Annotated in this window: 13 protein-coding genes and 1 pseudogene; 6 read left to right on the top strand and 8 right to left on the bottom strand. The window is 70.4% G+C overall.

The genetic code is table 11. From position 1 onward, the window contains the following. Positions 1 to 113: 113 nt before the first annotated feature. Together C3B71_RS04745 and hflX are read right to left on the bottom strand one after the other, a co-directional pair. Complete coding sequence (locus C3B71_RS04745) at positions 114 to 2,030, bottom strand: ATP-dependent DNA helicase (protein ID WP_234416204.1); 1,917 nt, start codon at positions 2,028 to 2,030, stop codon at positions 114 to 116. 185 nt (positions 2,031 to 2,215) lie between these two features. Further along, positions 2,216 to 3,865: a GTPase HflX gene (gene hflX / locus C3B71_RS04740; RefSeq protein WP_108966459.1), complete on the bottom strand. Its 1,650-nt coding sequence runs from the start codon at positions 3,863 to 3,865 to the stop codon at positions 2,216 to 2,218. A 322-nt stretch (positions 3,866 to 4,187) separates the two neighbouring features. On the opposite strand from hflX, the gene C3B71_RS04735 reads away from it, so the two are divergent. The 5 genes and pseudogenes from C3B71_RS04735 (at position 4,188) to C3B71_RS04715 (ending at position 8,142) form a co-directional block, all read left to right on the top strand. Continuing rightward, positions 4,188 to 5,483, top strand: a complete 1,296-nt coding sequence (locus tag C3B71_RS04735) for an MFS transporter (RefSeq protein WP_108969562.1) — start codon at positions 4,188 to 4,190, stop codon at positions 5,481 to 5,483. Positions 5,484 to 5,531: 48 nt separating this feature from the next. Continuing rightward, positions 5,532 to 6,142: pseudogene (locus C3B71_RS04730) on the top strand (class I SAM-dependent methyltransferase). A gap of 212 nt (positions 6,143 to 6,354) precedes the next feature. After that, complete coding sequence (locus tag C3B71_RS04725) at positions 6,355 to 6,825, top strand: hypothetical protein (RefSeq protein WP_108966458.1); 471 nt, start codon at positions 6,355 to 6,357, stop codon at positions 6,823 to 6,825. 271 nt (positions 6,826 to 7,096) lie between these two features. Further along, complete coding sequence (locus tag C3B71_RS15845) at positions 7,097 to 7,504, top strand: hypothetical protein (protein ID WP_159097643.1); 408 nt, start codon at positions 7,097 to 7,099, stop codon at positions 7,502 to 7,504. Beyond that, positions 7,489 to 8,142: an ImmA/IrrE family metallo-endopeptidase gene (locus C3B71_RS04715; RefSeq protein WP_325048226.1), complete on the top strand. Its 654-nt coding sequence runs from the start codon at positions 7,489 to 7,491 to the stop codon at positions 8,140 to 8,142. Before C3B71_RS15845 ends, C3B71_RS04715 begins: the two co-directional genes overlap by 16 nt. 35 nt (positions 8,143 to 8,177) lie before the next feature. Here the strand turns inward: C3B71_RS04715 and C3B71_RS04710 are convergent, their stop codons facing one another. The 4 genes from C3B71_RS04710 to C3B71_RS04695 all read right to left on the bottom strand — a co-directional run bounded on the left by C3B71_RS04710 (position 8,178) and on the right by C3B71_RS04695 (position 10,959). After that, the gene (locus C3B71_RS04710) at positions 8,178 to 8,954 is read right to left on the bottom strand and encodes a PhzF family phenazine biosynthesis protein (protein ID WP_108966452.1); all 777 of its coding nucleotides are present in this window, start codon (positions 8,952 to 8,954) and stop codon (positions 8,178 to 8,180) included. Positions 8,955 to 8,974: 20 nt separating this feature from the next. Further along, on the bottom strand, positions 8,975 to 9,457 hold the full coding sequence (locus C3B71_RS04705; RefSeq protein ID WP_234416105.1) for a DUF523 domain-containing protein: 483 nt from the start codon (positions 9,455 to 9,457) through the stop codon (positions 8,975 to 8,977). Positions 9,458 to 9,653: 196 nt separating this feature from the next. Next, positions 9,654 to 10,349, bottom strand: a complete 696-nt coding sequence (locus C3B71_RS04700; RefSeq protein ID WP_108966449.1) for an ATP-dependent Clp protease proteolytic subunit — start codon at positions 10,347 to 10,349, stop codon at positions 9,654 to 9,656. Position 10,350: 1 nt separating this feature from the next. After that, positions 10,351 to 10,959: a ClpP family protease gene (locus C3B71_RS04695; RefSeq protein WP_073327296.1), complete on the bottom strand. Its 609-nt coding sequence runs from the start codon at positions 10,957 to 10,959 to the stop codon at positions 10,351 to 10,353. A 312-nt stretch (positions 10,960 to 11,271) separates the two neighbouring features. On the opposite strand from C3B71_RS04695, the gene C3B71_RS04690 reads away from it, so the two are divergent. After that, positions 11,272 to 11,625: a cupin domain-containing protein gene (locus C3B71_RS04690; RefSeq protein WP_073327298.1), complete on the top strand. Its 354-nt coding sequence runs from the start codon at positions 11,272 to 11,274 to the stop codon at positions 11,623 to 11,625. A 122-nt stretch (positions 11,626 to 11,747) separates the two neighbouring features. On the opposite strand, the gene C3B71_RS15840 is transcribed toward C3B71_RS04690, so the two are convergent. Beyond that, positions 11,748 to 11,954: a hypothetical protein gene (locus tag C3B71_RS15840; protein ID WP_146752412.1), complete on the bottom strand. Its 207-nt coding sequence runs from the start codon at positions 11,952 to 11,954 to the stop codon at positions 11,748 to 11,750. Positions 11,955 to 12,223: 269 nt separating this feature from the next. Further along, positions 12,224 to 13,000 (bottom strand): hypothetical protein, encoded by a 777-nt coding sequence (locus C3B71_RS04680; RefSeq protein WP_073327301.1) that lies wholly within the window; start codon positions 12,998 to 13,000, stop codon positions 12,224 to 12,226. Positions 13,001 to 13,006 lie beyond the last annotated feature (6 nt).

The following is a 13,006-nucleotide window of genomic DNA, read 5'->3' as shown; positions in this document are numbered from 1 at the left end:
CACTGTGTTCCTCCGAATCTGGACGGTTGTCAGGTTGGTGAGCTGGCCCACCCACGGCCTAGGGTACGCGGTCGATCTCGGCGCCGCACGGGTACCGGAAAAATCCCCCGGATTCACTTGCCGGCCGCCAGCCGCCCCAGCGCCCCCAGGACGACGTCGCGGTCCCGGGTAGGCCACAGCGGCGGCATGGAGCGGGCCAGGAACGCCCCGTAGCGGGCGGTGCGCAGCCGCGGGTCCAGCACGGCGACGACGCCACGGTCGTCGGCCCGGCGCACCAGCCGCCCCGCCCCCTGCGCCAGCAGCAGGGCGGCGTGGGTGGCCGAGACGGTCATGAAGCCATTGCCGCCGGCGGCGGTGACGGCCTCGCTGCGCGCCTGGGCGACCGGGTCGTCGGGCCGGGGGAAGGGAATGCGGTCGATCACCACCAGCCGGCAGGTGCGTCCGGGCACATCCACGCCCTGCCACAGCGAGAGGGTCCCCACCAGGCAGGCGTCCTCATCGGCGGCGAAGGCGTCCACCAGGGTGGGCAGCCGGTCCTCCCCCTGCGCGTACACCGTCAGGTCGGTGCGCTCACGCAGCAGCGCCGCGGCGTCGTCGGCGGCCCGCCGGGAGGAGAACAGGCCGAGCATGCCGCCGCGACTGGCCTCGGCGAGCGCCACCACCTCCTCCAGGGCCTCCGCGGAGATGCCCGTCCCGGGGCGCGGCAGGTGGGTGGGGGTGTACAGGATGCCCTGGCGCGCGTAGTCGAAGGGGGTGCCGACGTCGAGTCCCTCCCAGTCGGCGTCCGCCAGCGTGAGCCCGAGGGCCGCCGCCATGGGGTTGAAGCTGCCGCCCAGGGCCAGGGTGGCGGAGGTCAGTACGGCGGCGCGGTCGGCCAGCAGCGTGTCGGCCACCGACCCGGCCACGTCGATGGGTGCGAGGGTCAGGCGCGGCGGATCGGCGCCCATGCGCGGGCGCTCCACCCAGGCGACGTCGCGCCGCTGGGCCACCGAGTCGGAGGTCATGCGCTCGACCACCTCCGTCATGTCGGCAACCGCGGTGCGGGCCAGGGCCACTCCCCCGGCCTCGGCGCCCGCCTGCCCGCCGCCCTGGTTCGCCGCGCGGGCGGCCTCGCGCACGTCGGTGAGCACCTGCCGGCAGGCGGCCTCCAACAGGGTGAGGGCGTCCGCGAGCGCCGGCGGCAGCCCATCGGCCAGGCGCCCGTCGGGCATCTCCGCCAGGGCCAGCTGCAGGGTCTGCCCGGCCTCCTCCAGTTCGTTGACCAGCACGCCGGCGTGGCGGCGGGCGGTCGCGGCCACGCGTGCCACCGCCGCCGCGGACAGGCTGGCGGTGCCCTGGGAGCGCACCCGGTCGGCCAGTTCATGGGCCTCGTCGACCACCAGCACCTCGTGCTCGGGCAGCACACCGGGGTTGCCGGCCACGGCGATGCCGAGCATGGCGTGGTTGGTGACCACCACGTCCGCCTCCGCGGCGGTGGCGCGGGCGAGCACGGGGAAGCACTCGTCATGCAGGGGGCAGCTGCTGCCCAGGCACTCTGCGGCCGTCACGGATGCCTGCGCCCAGGCGCGGTCGGAGACGCCGGGCACCAGGTCGTCACGGTCCCCGGTGTCGGTCTGTTCGGCCCACTGGCGCAGGCGCACCACCTGCTCACCCAGGCTCTGCTCGGCACCCTCGCCGATGCGGGCGCGGGGTGTGGCCGCGGCGGCGGAGAAGAGGGTGTCGGCGTCGTCGTCGGGGTAGCCGCCGGCCAGGCGGTGGCGGCACAGGTAGTTCTGCCAGCCCTTTAGCAGGGCGACGCTGGGGCGGACGCCGGTGGTGCGCTCGACGGCGTCGGCGGCCAGCGGGGCGTCCTTGGTGAGCACCTGGCGCTGCAGGGCGAGGGTGGCGGTGGACACGACGGTGCGTTCGCCGGCGTCGACGGCGTGCACCATGGCGGGCACCAGGTAGGCCAGCGACTTGCCGGTGCCGGTGCCGGCCTGCACCAGCAGGTGACCGCCGGAGGTGATGGCCCGGGTCACGCGGCGGGCCATCTCGATCTGCCCCTCCCGCGGGCTGCCTCCGAGTGCGTTCACGGCGGCGTCCAGTGCGGCCCGGGTGCGCGCCTGCTCCGTCGTACCCGACGCGCCCGGGTCGGCCGGGGACGTGCCGGCCGGGGCGGCGGCGTCCTTTTCCGCCCGGTCCGCCGGGGCGGGCGCACTCATCTCGCGCACGGCTCTCACCCGGCGTCGACGGCGGTCAGTTCGGCCGCCAGGGCGGCGTCCACGCGAGCGACCACGTGCGTACCGGCCTCCACGTATTCGACGGCGGTTATGTCGCCGTCGGCGTGCACGCGGGAGACCAGGTCGCCGCGCGAGTAGGGGACGACGACGTCAACGGCCACGTCCGGGCGCGGCAGCATGGCCTCGATGCGGCTGCGCAACTCCTCAAGCCCCTGGCCGGTGCGGGCGGAGACGACCACGGCGCCGGGCAGGCGGGTGCGCAGGGCGGCCAGCGTGACCGGGTCGGCAAGATCGGCCTTGTTCAAGGCGATCAGTTCGGGCACGTCCAGGGCGCCGGGAATGTCGGCCAGGACGGCGTGGACGGCGGAGATCTGGCCGAGCGGGTCGGGGTGGGCGGCGTCAACGACGTGCAACAGGACGTCCGCCTCGGCGACCTCCTCCAGGGTGGAGCGGAAGGCCTCGATCAGTTCGTGCGGCAGGTTGCGCACGAAGCCGACCGTGTCGGTGAGGGTGTAGATGCGCCCATCGGCGGCCTCCGCCTTGCGGACGGTGGGGTCCAGGGTGGCGAACAGGGCGTTCTGCACCATGATGTCGGCGCCGGTGAGGCGGTTCATGAGGGAGGACTTGCCGGCGTTGGTGTAACCGGCGATGGCGACCGAGGGGATGGGGCCGCGGCGCCGGGAGCCGCGCTTGACCTCGCGGGAGGGGGCCATGGCGCGGATCTCGCGGCGCAGCTTGGCCATGCGCTGGCGAATGCGGCGGCGGTCCAGTTCGATCTTGGTCTCACCGGGGCCGCGCGAGCCGATGCCCTGACCGCCGGCGACGCGTCCGCCGGCCTGCCTGGACATGGACTCGCCCCAGCCGCGCAGGCGCGGCAGCAGGTACTCCAGCTGCGCCAGCTCCACCTGGGCCTTGCCCTCCCGGGACTTGGCGTGCTGGGCGAAGATGTCCAGGATCAGGGCGGTGCGGTCCACGACCTTGGCGTCCACCACGTCCTCCAGCGCGCGCCGCTGGGAGGGGGCGAGCTCACCGTCGATGATGACCGTGTCCGCGCCGGAGTCGGCGACCATCTGGGCCAACTCCTTGGCCTTGCCGGACCCGAGGTAGGTGGCCGGGTCGGGGTGGTCGCGGCGCTGAATGAGGGCGTCGAGCACCTCGCTTCCGGCGGTCTCGGCCAGGGCGGCGAGTTCACGCAGGGAGGTCTCGGCGTCCTGGGCGGCGGTGGTGTACGCGGCGCCGTTGGGGTGCGGGCCGGCCGGATGCGCGTTCGCCCCGGCGCGGCCGCCCGCCGCGCCGGGCTGGGGCAGTTCGAGGCCGACGAGGATGACGCGCTCGAGGCGAACCTGCCGGTACTCGACCTCGCTGATGTCCTCCTGATCGGTGGACAGTCCCACTACGCGGCGGGTGCCGGCGCGGGCCTCGCGTTCTAGGGCGCCGGCGTCGGGCTCGTGGTACTGCGGGCGGCCGGAGGTGGAGGCCAGGGCGGTGCCGGCGCGGGAGCGGACCCGGGAGGCGAGCGCCGCGGCGGGGTCGGTGTCGTTGGGAAGACCGGCATCGTTGTCGGCGGTGACGGCGCCGTCGGCGCTGTCGTTGACGGCGGGGTTGGCGTGGTCGGCGGAGTGGCTGTGGTGCTGCGTGTTTTCCATGCGGACTCAAATGCTACTGCCTGGCCACTTCCCTGCCGAGTGTCCGCGGGACCCCGTTCGCCGTAGGCGGTCGCGCCGACCGCGGCCGCGTCGATACGCTCGGGCGGTGAGTTCCCGCGAGTCCGACGTCCCGGAGACCGGTGGCCTCGCCTCAGCCGACGGCCTCGCCTCAGCCGACGGCCCCGCCGCGGCCGACCCCAATCCGGGCGCCGCCGGCGCCGCTGTCCCGGGCGTGCCGTCGTCACCGCCGGCGCCGTCGTCGTCCCCGCAGCCGTCGCTGCGTGCCCTGGTGACCACGCCGGTGGGACACCTGGCCACGGCGATGCTGGTGGTCGAACTGCTTGCGGGCATGCAGACCTACATCAACCAGACGGTGCTGCCGCTGGTGGCCACTGATCTGGGCGCCCGCGCCCACTACGGGCTGGTGACGGCCGCCGCCATGGTGCCGACCTTCCTGACCATGCCGCTGGGCGGCAGCATGCTGGCCCGTTGGCGGGCCGACCGGCTGATGACCGTGCTCACCGGCGTTCTCGTGGCCGGGGCCGTCACCGGGGCGCTGGCCCCAAGCGTGGGCGTGTACGTGGCCGGCGAGGTGCTGCGGGGGCTCGCCGCCGGGGCGTTGGCAACGGTGAGCATGGGCGTGCTGGTGGCGGGGCTGCCGGAGACGTGGCGGCGACTGTATCTGGCGGCGGGCTCGGCCACCTGGATCGTGTCCTCCATCCTGGGTCCGGGCTATGCGGCCGCGGTCTCGCAGACGTGGGGCTGGCGTTGGGCGCTGGTCGCCTACGTGCCGCTGCTGGTGGCGGCGCGTCTGGTGATGGCCCGTGAGATCCGCGGGCTGGACGTCGAGGACGACGAGGCCCATCCCCCGCTGGTGCCGGCCCTGGCGATGGCGGCCGGGGTGGCGGGCATTGGGGCGGTGCCGGCGGCGTCGGCCTGGTTCGCGCCCGTCGGGGCGGCCGGGTTGGCGGCGGTGGTGTGGGCCTGCGCCCGGGTGTTCCCTGCCGGCACCATGCGGCTGGTGCCGGGGCGGCGGGCGGCCCTGGCCACGCTCGCCTGGCTGTGCGCCGCCTACTTCACGCTCGACTACCTGGTCTCGCCCGCTGCCCACGACGTACTGGGCATGGGCCCGGCGGCGGTCGGCTGGGCGCTGACCTGCGCCGGGCTTACCTGGTCCTCGATCGCCATCTGGACGGCGGCGCATCCCGCCCGCGAGCCGCGCCGCTTCCGGGCACGTGTGGGCGCGGGCGGGGCCTGCTTCGCCGTCGGCGGCGCACTCATGACGTTCACCTTCGCCGGAGTGACACCCTGGTGGTGCCTGCACGTCGGCTTCGCCACGGCCGGAACCGGGATGGGCCTGACGCACCAGGACACGATGATTCGCTGCGTGACCGCTCCGGAGGACCTGGGCGGGGCGCCCGACGACATCTCGCAGGCACGAATCGCCACCTCCGTGACGGTGGCGAACGCGGCCGGCGCCGCCGCCCTGGGAACGCTGACCACCGCCTTCATCGCGCCGTCGGCTGCGGGCGTGCAGGCGGGCCTGCTGGTGCCGACGACGGCGATACTCACCCTGGCGCTCACCCTCACCCCGCTGCTGGCCCGCCGGGCGGCCTGAGCGGGCCGATCATGACCGGCCGAGCGCGCGCCCGGTAGGGTCGGGCACGTGAGCGACCAGCACTACTTCACCGCCTCCCCCGACGCCCCCGCCGAGGAGCGGCGCCACCACTTCATCATCCGCGGCGTCGACCACGACGTGACCACCGCCTCCGGCGTGTTCTCCGCCGACCGGCTGGACCTGGGCACGCGTGTGCTGCTGCGGCAAGCGCCCGAGCCGCCCCAGACGGGCACCTTCCTTGACCTGGGCTGCGGCTGGGGCCACTGACACTCGCCCTGGCCGACGCCGCCCCACAGGCCACCGTGCTGGCGACGGACGTCAACGAACGCGCCGTGGAACTGACCGGCCGTAACGCCGCCGACGCCGGGCATACCCGCGTGCGCGCCGTGCTCGCCGACGCGCTGCTGGAGGAGCTGCGGGGCTCGGGCACCCGGCTGGACCTGATCTGGTCGAACCCGCCCATGCGGATCGGCAAGCCGGCGCTGCACGCGCTGCTGACGGATTGGCTGGGACTGCTCGCCGACGACGGCGAGGCCTGGCTCGTGGTGCAGAAGAACCTCGGCGCGGACTCGCTGGCCAAGTGGCTTGCCGATCAGGGCTGGCAAGTGGAGCGCGCGGCCTCCTCCAAGGGCTACCGCCTCCTGCGCGTCACCCACTGATCCTCACCGAAACCGGCACTTGTTACACACCGAGATCGGTCGAAATGGCTCGCCGCGACCGGCGGTCACATGACGCCCCACCGCTCCCCCACTCCCACATTGCGCCAGCAAGAGCCGTATTCGTGATCGGGGGACAGGGCTTACCGCGCATCGTCTCGGGGGTATAGTAACTTCCGGTTTTGAACACTCATCGGAGAGGCTGAGGCGCGGACATGACCGAGTCATTCCCATTGCAACCGTCGCCCGGAGTGGTCCTCACGGGACAGGCGGCCGCACAACAGCTAACGGCCATGGGGCTCGATGCAGACCTCCTGGCCGAGGCGTGTCACGAGGGGCTTCAGGCCGCCATCAACCAACACACGCCATTCGATCCGGTTATTGCCTTCGGCTTTGAGCACTGGGCGAAGACCGTCAGCGCTGTACGTAAGTATCTGGACAGCCTCGGCTGGCGGGCCCACGACCGCGCCAATGCGCCCCGCTCGGTTAGCCCTAACGAGGAGCTGACCGCCATTGCCGCTATGGGAGGGAACGCCAACACCGGAAACCCGGACAAGCGGCCCGCCAACGCGAGAAGCAAGGGCCCTGTCTTCCGCGACGAAGTTGACGACAATGCCGACCTCTCGCGCATTCAGCTTGCCCCCCCAGACCGCCCTCGACTTATCCGAAGGCGCAACAACCGCTGATGCCGCCGTGGCCCGGGGTATTCCACTACACACCTGGATACTGTTGTATTTCTGGGATCGCATTGAGAACGTGCTTCGCTGCGAACTCTCGCTTCCCATCGCATGCGACGACGGCATCATCACGCAATGGCATACCCGCATCATTCTGCCGGAAGCACCACTGGAGCCCACTGGTCTCGAAGCCATCCCACAGCGAGGGCCCACCGACGACGTCGACTTCGACGTGGTGGCGCTATAACGCCCATCCCAGCGGCATCGACTCAATCACGACATGTCCATCCACCCCACACGTGTCACGATCGCCCGCGAACGCGGCGGATTGTCCCGGCTAGACCTGGCCACCGCCGTCGGCGTGACCACTCGTACTCTCACAAACTGGGAAGACAGCGGCGCACCCGACAACAGGGCCGACGCGCTCTCCACCGCCACCGCACAACCCGTGGCATTCTTCCAAACTAATCCCGCCGCCACGTTGACCGATGAGCGGATATTCTTCAGAACGCGCCGCCGTACGAGCGCAGCTCTCCTACACCAGGCCACCGCCCTCGGGTCTCTGGGAATGGAGATGTTCAACGAAATGAGCCGGCGACTTGGCCTGCCTGCGCTCACACTGCCGGAGCTCGATCCGAGCCTGTCCCCCAAGCGGCCGCTGAGGCGGTACGCCTGCAATGGGGCTTAGGCGACTTCCCACTGCCGAACCTCGTACAGCTGGTTGAATCCCATGGCATTCGGGTGCTGGGGATCCCGGCAGCCGAACAGGACGTTGACGCCTTCAGTTTCTGGGGTCAGGACGCGCGCCCGTACGTGTTCCTCGCCCGCCGGAAGACGCCGGAGCGGTCCCGCTTTGATCTCGCCCACGAGCTCGGTCATCTCCTGATGCACTCCAGCACTAAGACTGACGACGACGCCACGGACCGGGAGTTGGAACGGGAGGCCAACGTCTTCGCAGCGGCGCTCTTGCTTCCGCCCGATTCCGTGCGCGCGGCGATGCCCTCCGCCCCACCGCTGGATGCAGTCATTGCGCTCGCCCGTCGTTTCGGCACCTCCGCCGTCGCTGCGGCACACTCTGTCCACGACGTCGGAAGGGCTTCTGATTGGGGACACCGCCAACTCATGGCCGAACTCACCCGCCGCGGCTTTGAAAGCGGTGAGCCGGGCAGCTCGCTCCCCTATGAGCGCTCGCGGATCCATGACGCCCTGGTGAAATACCTGCGCCAGTCTCGGATAACGACGACTGCCTGGGCACGCGCCATTGGCCAGCGCCCCGATGATGTGGCGGCCTTTACCCTCGGACAAGCGCTGTCGGTCGCGCCATAGGCCCTGATCTGCCCGCGCCTAGACGCCGAGCCCATCTACAGCCCCACGATCTCTCCGCGCAGGAAGGTAACCGCCGCGCCCGCCAACGCGCACCGCTCGCCGTCGACCGTGCAGCGCAACTCACCACCGCGCGCGGAGGCCTGCCAGGCGCGGATACGCGACTTGCCCAACTGCTCTGCCCAGTACGGGGCGATGTGGCAGTGCCCGGAGCCGCAGACCGGATCCTCCGCGATCCCTAGCGACGGGGCGAAACTGCGCGATACGCAGTCGAACTCGAGCCCCTGCGCGGTCGCGTGGCACAGCGGCCCCGGCAGCACCTCGACCCGCCCCAGGTCCGGCGTCAGGCCGCGGACGGTCGCCTCGTCGTCGAACACGCACAACAGGTCGCGTCCCATCCACGCCTCAGAGGGACGCGCGCCGAGTGCCGTCTCCATCTGATCGGTGACTTCGATGCGGCGCAACCGGTAGGCGGGGAAATCCATCTCGTACCGGCTCTCGCTTCGACGCACGGTAAGGCGGCCGCCGAGCGTTTCGAAGGAGACGACGTCGTCCCCGGCCCCGAGCTCGCCCAGCAGCACGTGCGCGGTCGCCAAGGTGGCGTGACCGCACAGGTCGATCTCGCCGCCCGGAGTGAACCAGCGCAGGCGCCACGCCGCCCTCTCACGCACGCAGAATGCGGTCTCAGAAAGATTGTTCTCCCGCGCAATCGCAAGCATGAGCTCGTCGGTGGGCCAGGCCTCGGGCAGACAGACGGCGGCAGGGTTGCCCGCGAAGGGACGGTCAGTGAAGGCGTCGACGACGAACTGGCGCATGCGCCAAATCCTAGTGTCGGCTACCGGCGGCGTTCCCGGGCGACTCCCGCGGTTACGACGGCGATCCCGCGACGGCGCAGTGCGGCTGCCAGTACGCCGCAGCCCTGCTTGAGTTTGCCGCTGTGAGTGCCGTCGTAGATGGTGCGCACGCCGCAGGACGGACTGCGCTCCTGCAGCACCGCGGCGGGGCAGCCCACCTGCGCCGCCACAACGGCGGCCGCATTGGCGCCGCGGACAAAGGCATCGGTGACGTCCTCGCCGTCACGAGTGATCACGCGCGCATGCCCGTCGAGCACGTCTTCGCCGTCGCCACCCACGATCTCGGCGGGTGGCCGTGGGACGGGCAGACCACCCATCAACTCGGCGCACAACGGCAGGGCCAGCCCCTCGGCAGCCAGGCCGGCGACGTCGCGATCCGGCTTCGCACCGCCGTCGTACCGGCACTTGAAGCCCGCCAAGCATGCGCTGACAACCAGTGGACCGCCCTGGGAGGAAGAATTCACGCTGAACAGCCTAATAGGTCGGCCCGGGTCGGCATCCGATGCGTCCATCCGGTCCACGACGGCCGGACAGTCGGAGCATCGTTGGCACCGACCTCGGCGAGAAAGAGGCGGGGCGACGGAACGGGGCGGCACCGGAGAACCGGCACCGCCCCGTCCTGTGGAATTCCGCCCGAGCCCGTGGGCCCGGGGCACGCGCTTACGCCGAGTGCGGCGAGGCAGGCGCCTTGCGAGAGGTCAGCACCTGGTCGACGATGCCGTACTCCTTGGCGGCGGCGGCCGTCAGAATCGTGTCGCGCTCGAGGTCGGCGTGCACCTTCTCCACCGGCTGACCGGTGTGGGAGGCCAGGGTCTCCTCCAGCCAGGTGCGCATGCGGTCGATCTCATTGGCGATGATCTCGATGTCACTGGCCTGGCCCTGCACGCCCTCCATGGCGGGCTGGTGGATGAGCACGCGGGCGTTCGGAAGCGCCAGGCGCTTGCCGGGCGATCCCGCCGCCAGCAGCACGGCGGCCGCGGATGCGGCCTGCCCCAGGCAGACGGTCTGCAGCTGCGGCTTGATGTACTGCATGGTGTCGTAGATGGCCGTCAGCGCCGTGAAGGAACCGCCGGGGCTGTTGATGTACATGGTGATCAGGCCGTCGGGGTCCTGAGACTCCAGCACCAGCAACTGGGCCATGATGTCGTCGGCGGAGGCGTCGTCGACCTGCACGCCCATGAAGACGATGCGGTCCTCGAACAGCTTGGCGTAGGGGTCCTGCCGCTTGAAGCCGTAAGCGGTGCGCTCCTCGAACTGGGGCAGCACGTAGCGGGCCTGCGGCAGCGACTGCGGGTTGATACCCGCGGCCTCGACCTGCCGGGCGACGGCGTCGAAGTAGGGGCGAGAGCTCGTCATGTCAGTTCTCTCCGTTCTGGGTGCCGATCTCGCGGCTGGAGCTCACGATGTGGTCGACGAATCCGTAATCCAGGGCCTCCTGCGCGGAGAACCAGTGGTCGCGGTCGGAGTCGCGGATGATCTCCTCGACCGTGTGTCCGGTGTTCTCGGCGATGATCTCGGACAGCTCCTGCTTCATCTTGATGATCAGGTCGGCGTTGATGCGGATGTCCGTGGCCGACCCGCCCGCACCACCGGAGGGCTGGTGCATGAGCACGCGGGTGTGCGGCGTGATGTAGCGCTTGCCGCGGGCGCCGGAGGACAGCAGGAACTGTCCCATGGAGGCGGCCAGGCCGGTGGCGACGGTGACCACGTCGGGCTGGACGTACTGCATGGTGTCGTAGATCGCCATGCCGGCGGTCACGGAGCCGCCCGGGGAGTTGATGTAAAGGTAGATGTCCCGCTCGGGATCCTCGGCGGCCAGCAGCAGCATCTGCGCGCAGATCGCGTTGGCGTTGTCGTCGCGCACCTCGGAGCCGAGCCAGATGATGCGTTCCTTGAGCAGGCGGTTGTAGATGGAGTCGGTCAGGCCCAGGCCCGTCCCAGATCCGTCGGCGGCGGCCGGGGTCATGGCCGCCGGGGGCGTGTGGAGCTCGCTCACGTCAGTCCTTCCGTGTTCGGTGATGCCAACGCTAACCCGCCGGTCGCCCAGCCCATGCCCAGGAACGGGGGCTTTTCGCTCACGGCCCACACGATGGCGCAATCCGGCCGAGGTGTGCCGGAGCCCACCGGCTCACCGCCCCGCGACGCGGGTAACCTCGACACAGGATTTGAAACGGCTCGAGCGGGAACAAATGCTGCGACGTGCGCCGCACCCCGGCGCTCACCCAGGGCCGTCGTCTAACGCCTAAACACCAGCACCCGTCGCGAGAGGAATCCGACCATGCCCACCACGCCCGTTTCCGAGTCCCTATTCCGCCTCGGCCTGAATGAGGCCCTGCCGGTCAGCGAGGAGGCCACCACCTCCCGCGTCGTGGTCAACAACGCCGTCCTGCGCACCGTCATCTTCACCTTCGACGCCGGCCAACTGCTCACCGAGCACGCCTCCACCAAGGCGGTGGTCGTCACCCTGCTGGAGGGCGAGATGGATTTCACCGTCTCCGGGCGCACCGAGCGCATGCGTGCGGGCGACGTCATCTACCTCGCCCCGAACGACCGCCACGCCCTGACCGCCGTGACCCCGTGCCGCATGCAGCTGGTCATGGTGGAGGTCGATGACCGGAACAGCAGGAACTGACTGTCTAAAATCCGTTCCTTCCCCGAATGCCTCGTTATTTCGGCACCCGCACGGCTCTGCACACGGAGTGCCACGACAAGCCAATCCGGGACGCACCTCGGGAACCGCTTCGAATCGAATGATCAACCGAGCGGCGCAGTGATTAGCGTCAGCACGAGCCAGACGCCAAATGAGACCACGGGCGCCACGACCGAAACGATGATCGCGGCAATACCCCTGGAGCGATCCTGGCCACGCGCCACAGCAGTAATCCCCACGCCGAGACCAGCTACCCCAATGACTGTCCAGAGCAGGTTGGACAGTAGAAGCGCAAGATAGACGGTTTCCATCGTTGCGTCCCCGGGGAGTTCTTCCCCGACCGCGGCCCGAGCCTGAAGCGGCCCTAAGTTCAACCCGACAAGCACCGAACACAAGAGCGTCGCCGTAGCGGCAACTGTCGCCAATACAAGCGCGGCCAGGGCCAGTCGACTCTGCGGCACAAGCCCGACAGGGGGTGAGCCCGAGCGACTCTGTTTCTGCGCAATGAACCGCCCCTGGTAAACCATGAACCAACCATACTTACTCCTGCCTGCACTGTTAAGGGCCCCAACAAGACTCCTTAACCAGCGTCCGCGCACGCGGTGCGGCACAGGCAGGCCGCCGCTAGGGCGGCGCTGATCGCTACCGCTCCTGCCGCCCATGGCTGCCATATCTGCCCATCGAGTATCGCGGCGTGTGCCCGCAGCGGCCACCACGAGGGCACCACAGCCGTCAGGAGGCTCCACGGCCCACCTCGCCCCATTACGAAGGCCGGCAACACCAGCAGCACGAATCCCAGTTTGATCGCCGTCACCGCCTGGATCGTCGAATCCGTGAAGACAGCGATGGCCATAGCGGTTGCGCCTGCCAGGGGCGCCCCGGCCAGGGCCAGGCCTGCGCCCGCGCCCCAGCCCAGATCGTTCAATCCGCCTACACGTAGCCCCAGGAGCGCGAGCGGACCGGCGAGCCCCACAGCCAGACCGGCGCGCCAGACCAGATAGCCGCGCAATGACACCGGGGTCACCGCCACGGCCCGCCAGGTGCCGTCCTCCTTGTCCGCCAAAAGCATGAAACCGACTACGGTTCCAATCAGCACGGGAGTGATCACGGCGAATGCCACCGCACCCAACGGCTCCAGCCAGGAGCCCGCGTCCAGGCCAAGATGCGAGAGCGCGCCGACCAGCCCCGGAGCGGCCAGACGCAGCACCGGGGCGACAGCGAGCGGCAGCACCGCCATCCACGACAGCAGCTCATCGCGCGCCAGGCGGCGCAGGTCCAGTGGCGCCATGCGGGCCAGTGCCCGAATCGTCGCCGCGGTGCGGATGTTATTCGGAGCTCCCGACTCGGTGCCGGCCATACCCCT

The organism is Actinomyces sp. Z16, from assembly GCF_003111765.1.
In the GTDB taxonomy this organism is placed as follows: Bacteria; Actinomycetota; Actinomycetes; order Actinomycetales; family Actinomycetaceae; genus Actinomyces; species Actinomyces glycerinitolerans.
The sequence above is the reverse complement of the archived record's forward strand: the minus strand, read 5'-3'. Positions and strand labels throughout refer to the sequence as shown.

Bases quoted from the DNA above. Each gene is read 5' to 3' on its own strand.
- C3B71_RS04695 (WP_073327296.1), bottom strand. From the start codon at position 10,959: ATGACCCCGGCCGCCGCCGACGGATCTGGGACGGGCCTGGGCCTGACC.
- C3B71_RS04680 (WP_073327301.1), bottom strand. From the start codon at position 13,000: ATGGCCGGCACCGAGTCGGGAGCTCCGAATAACATCCGCACCGCGGCG.
- hflX (WP_108966459.1), bottom strand. From the start codon at position 3,865: ATGGAAAACACGCAGCACCACAGCCACTCCGCCGACCACGCCAACCCC.
- C3B71_RS04735 (WP_108969562.1), top strand. From the start codon at position 4,188: ATGCTGGTGGTCGAACTGCTTGCGGGCATGCAGACCTACATCAACCAG.
- C3B71_RS04700 (WP_108966449.1), bottom strand. From the start codon at position 10,349: ATGACGAGCTCTCGCCCCTACTTCGACGCCGTCGCCCGGCAGGTCGAG.
- C3B71_RS04710 (WP_108966452.1), bottom strand. From the start codon at position 8,954: ATGCGCCAGTTCGTCGTCGACGCCTTCACTGACCGTCCCTTCGCGGGC.
- C3B71_RS04725 (WP_108966458.1), top strand. From the start codon at position 6,355: ATGACCGAGTCATTCCCATTGCAACCGTCGCCCGGAGTGGTCCTCACG.
- C3B71_RS04690 (WP_073327298.1), top strand. From the start codon at position 11,272: ATGCCCACCACGCCCGTTTCCGAGTCCCTATTCCGCCTCGGCCTGAAT.
- C3B71_RS04745 (WP_234416204.1), bottom strand. From the start codon at position 2,030: ATGGCCCGCCGCGTGACCCGGGCCATCACCTCCGGCGGTCACCTGCTG.
- C3B71_RS15845 (WP_159097643.1), top strand. From the start codon at position 7,097: ATGTCCATCCACCCCACACGTGTCACGATCGCCCGCGAACGCGGCGGA.
- C3B71_RS15840 (WP_146752412.1), bottom strand. From the start codon at position 11,954: ATGGAAACCGTCTATCTTGCGCTTCTACTGTCCAACCTGCTCTGGACA.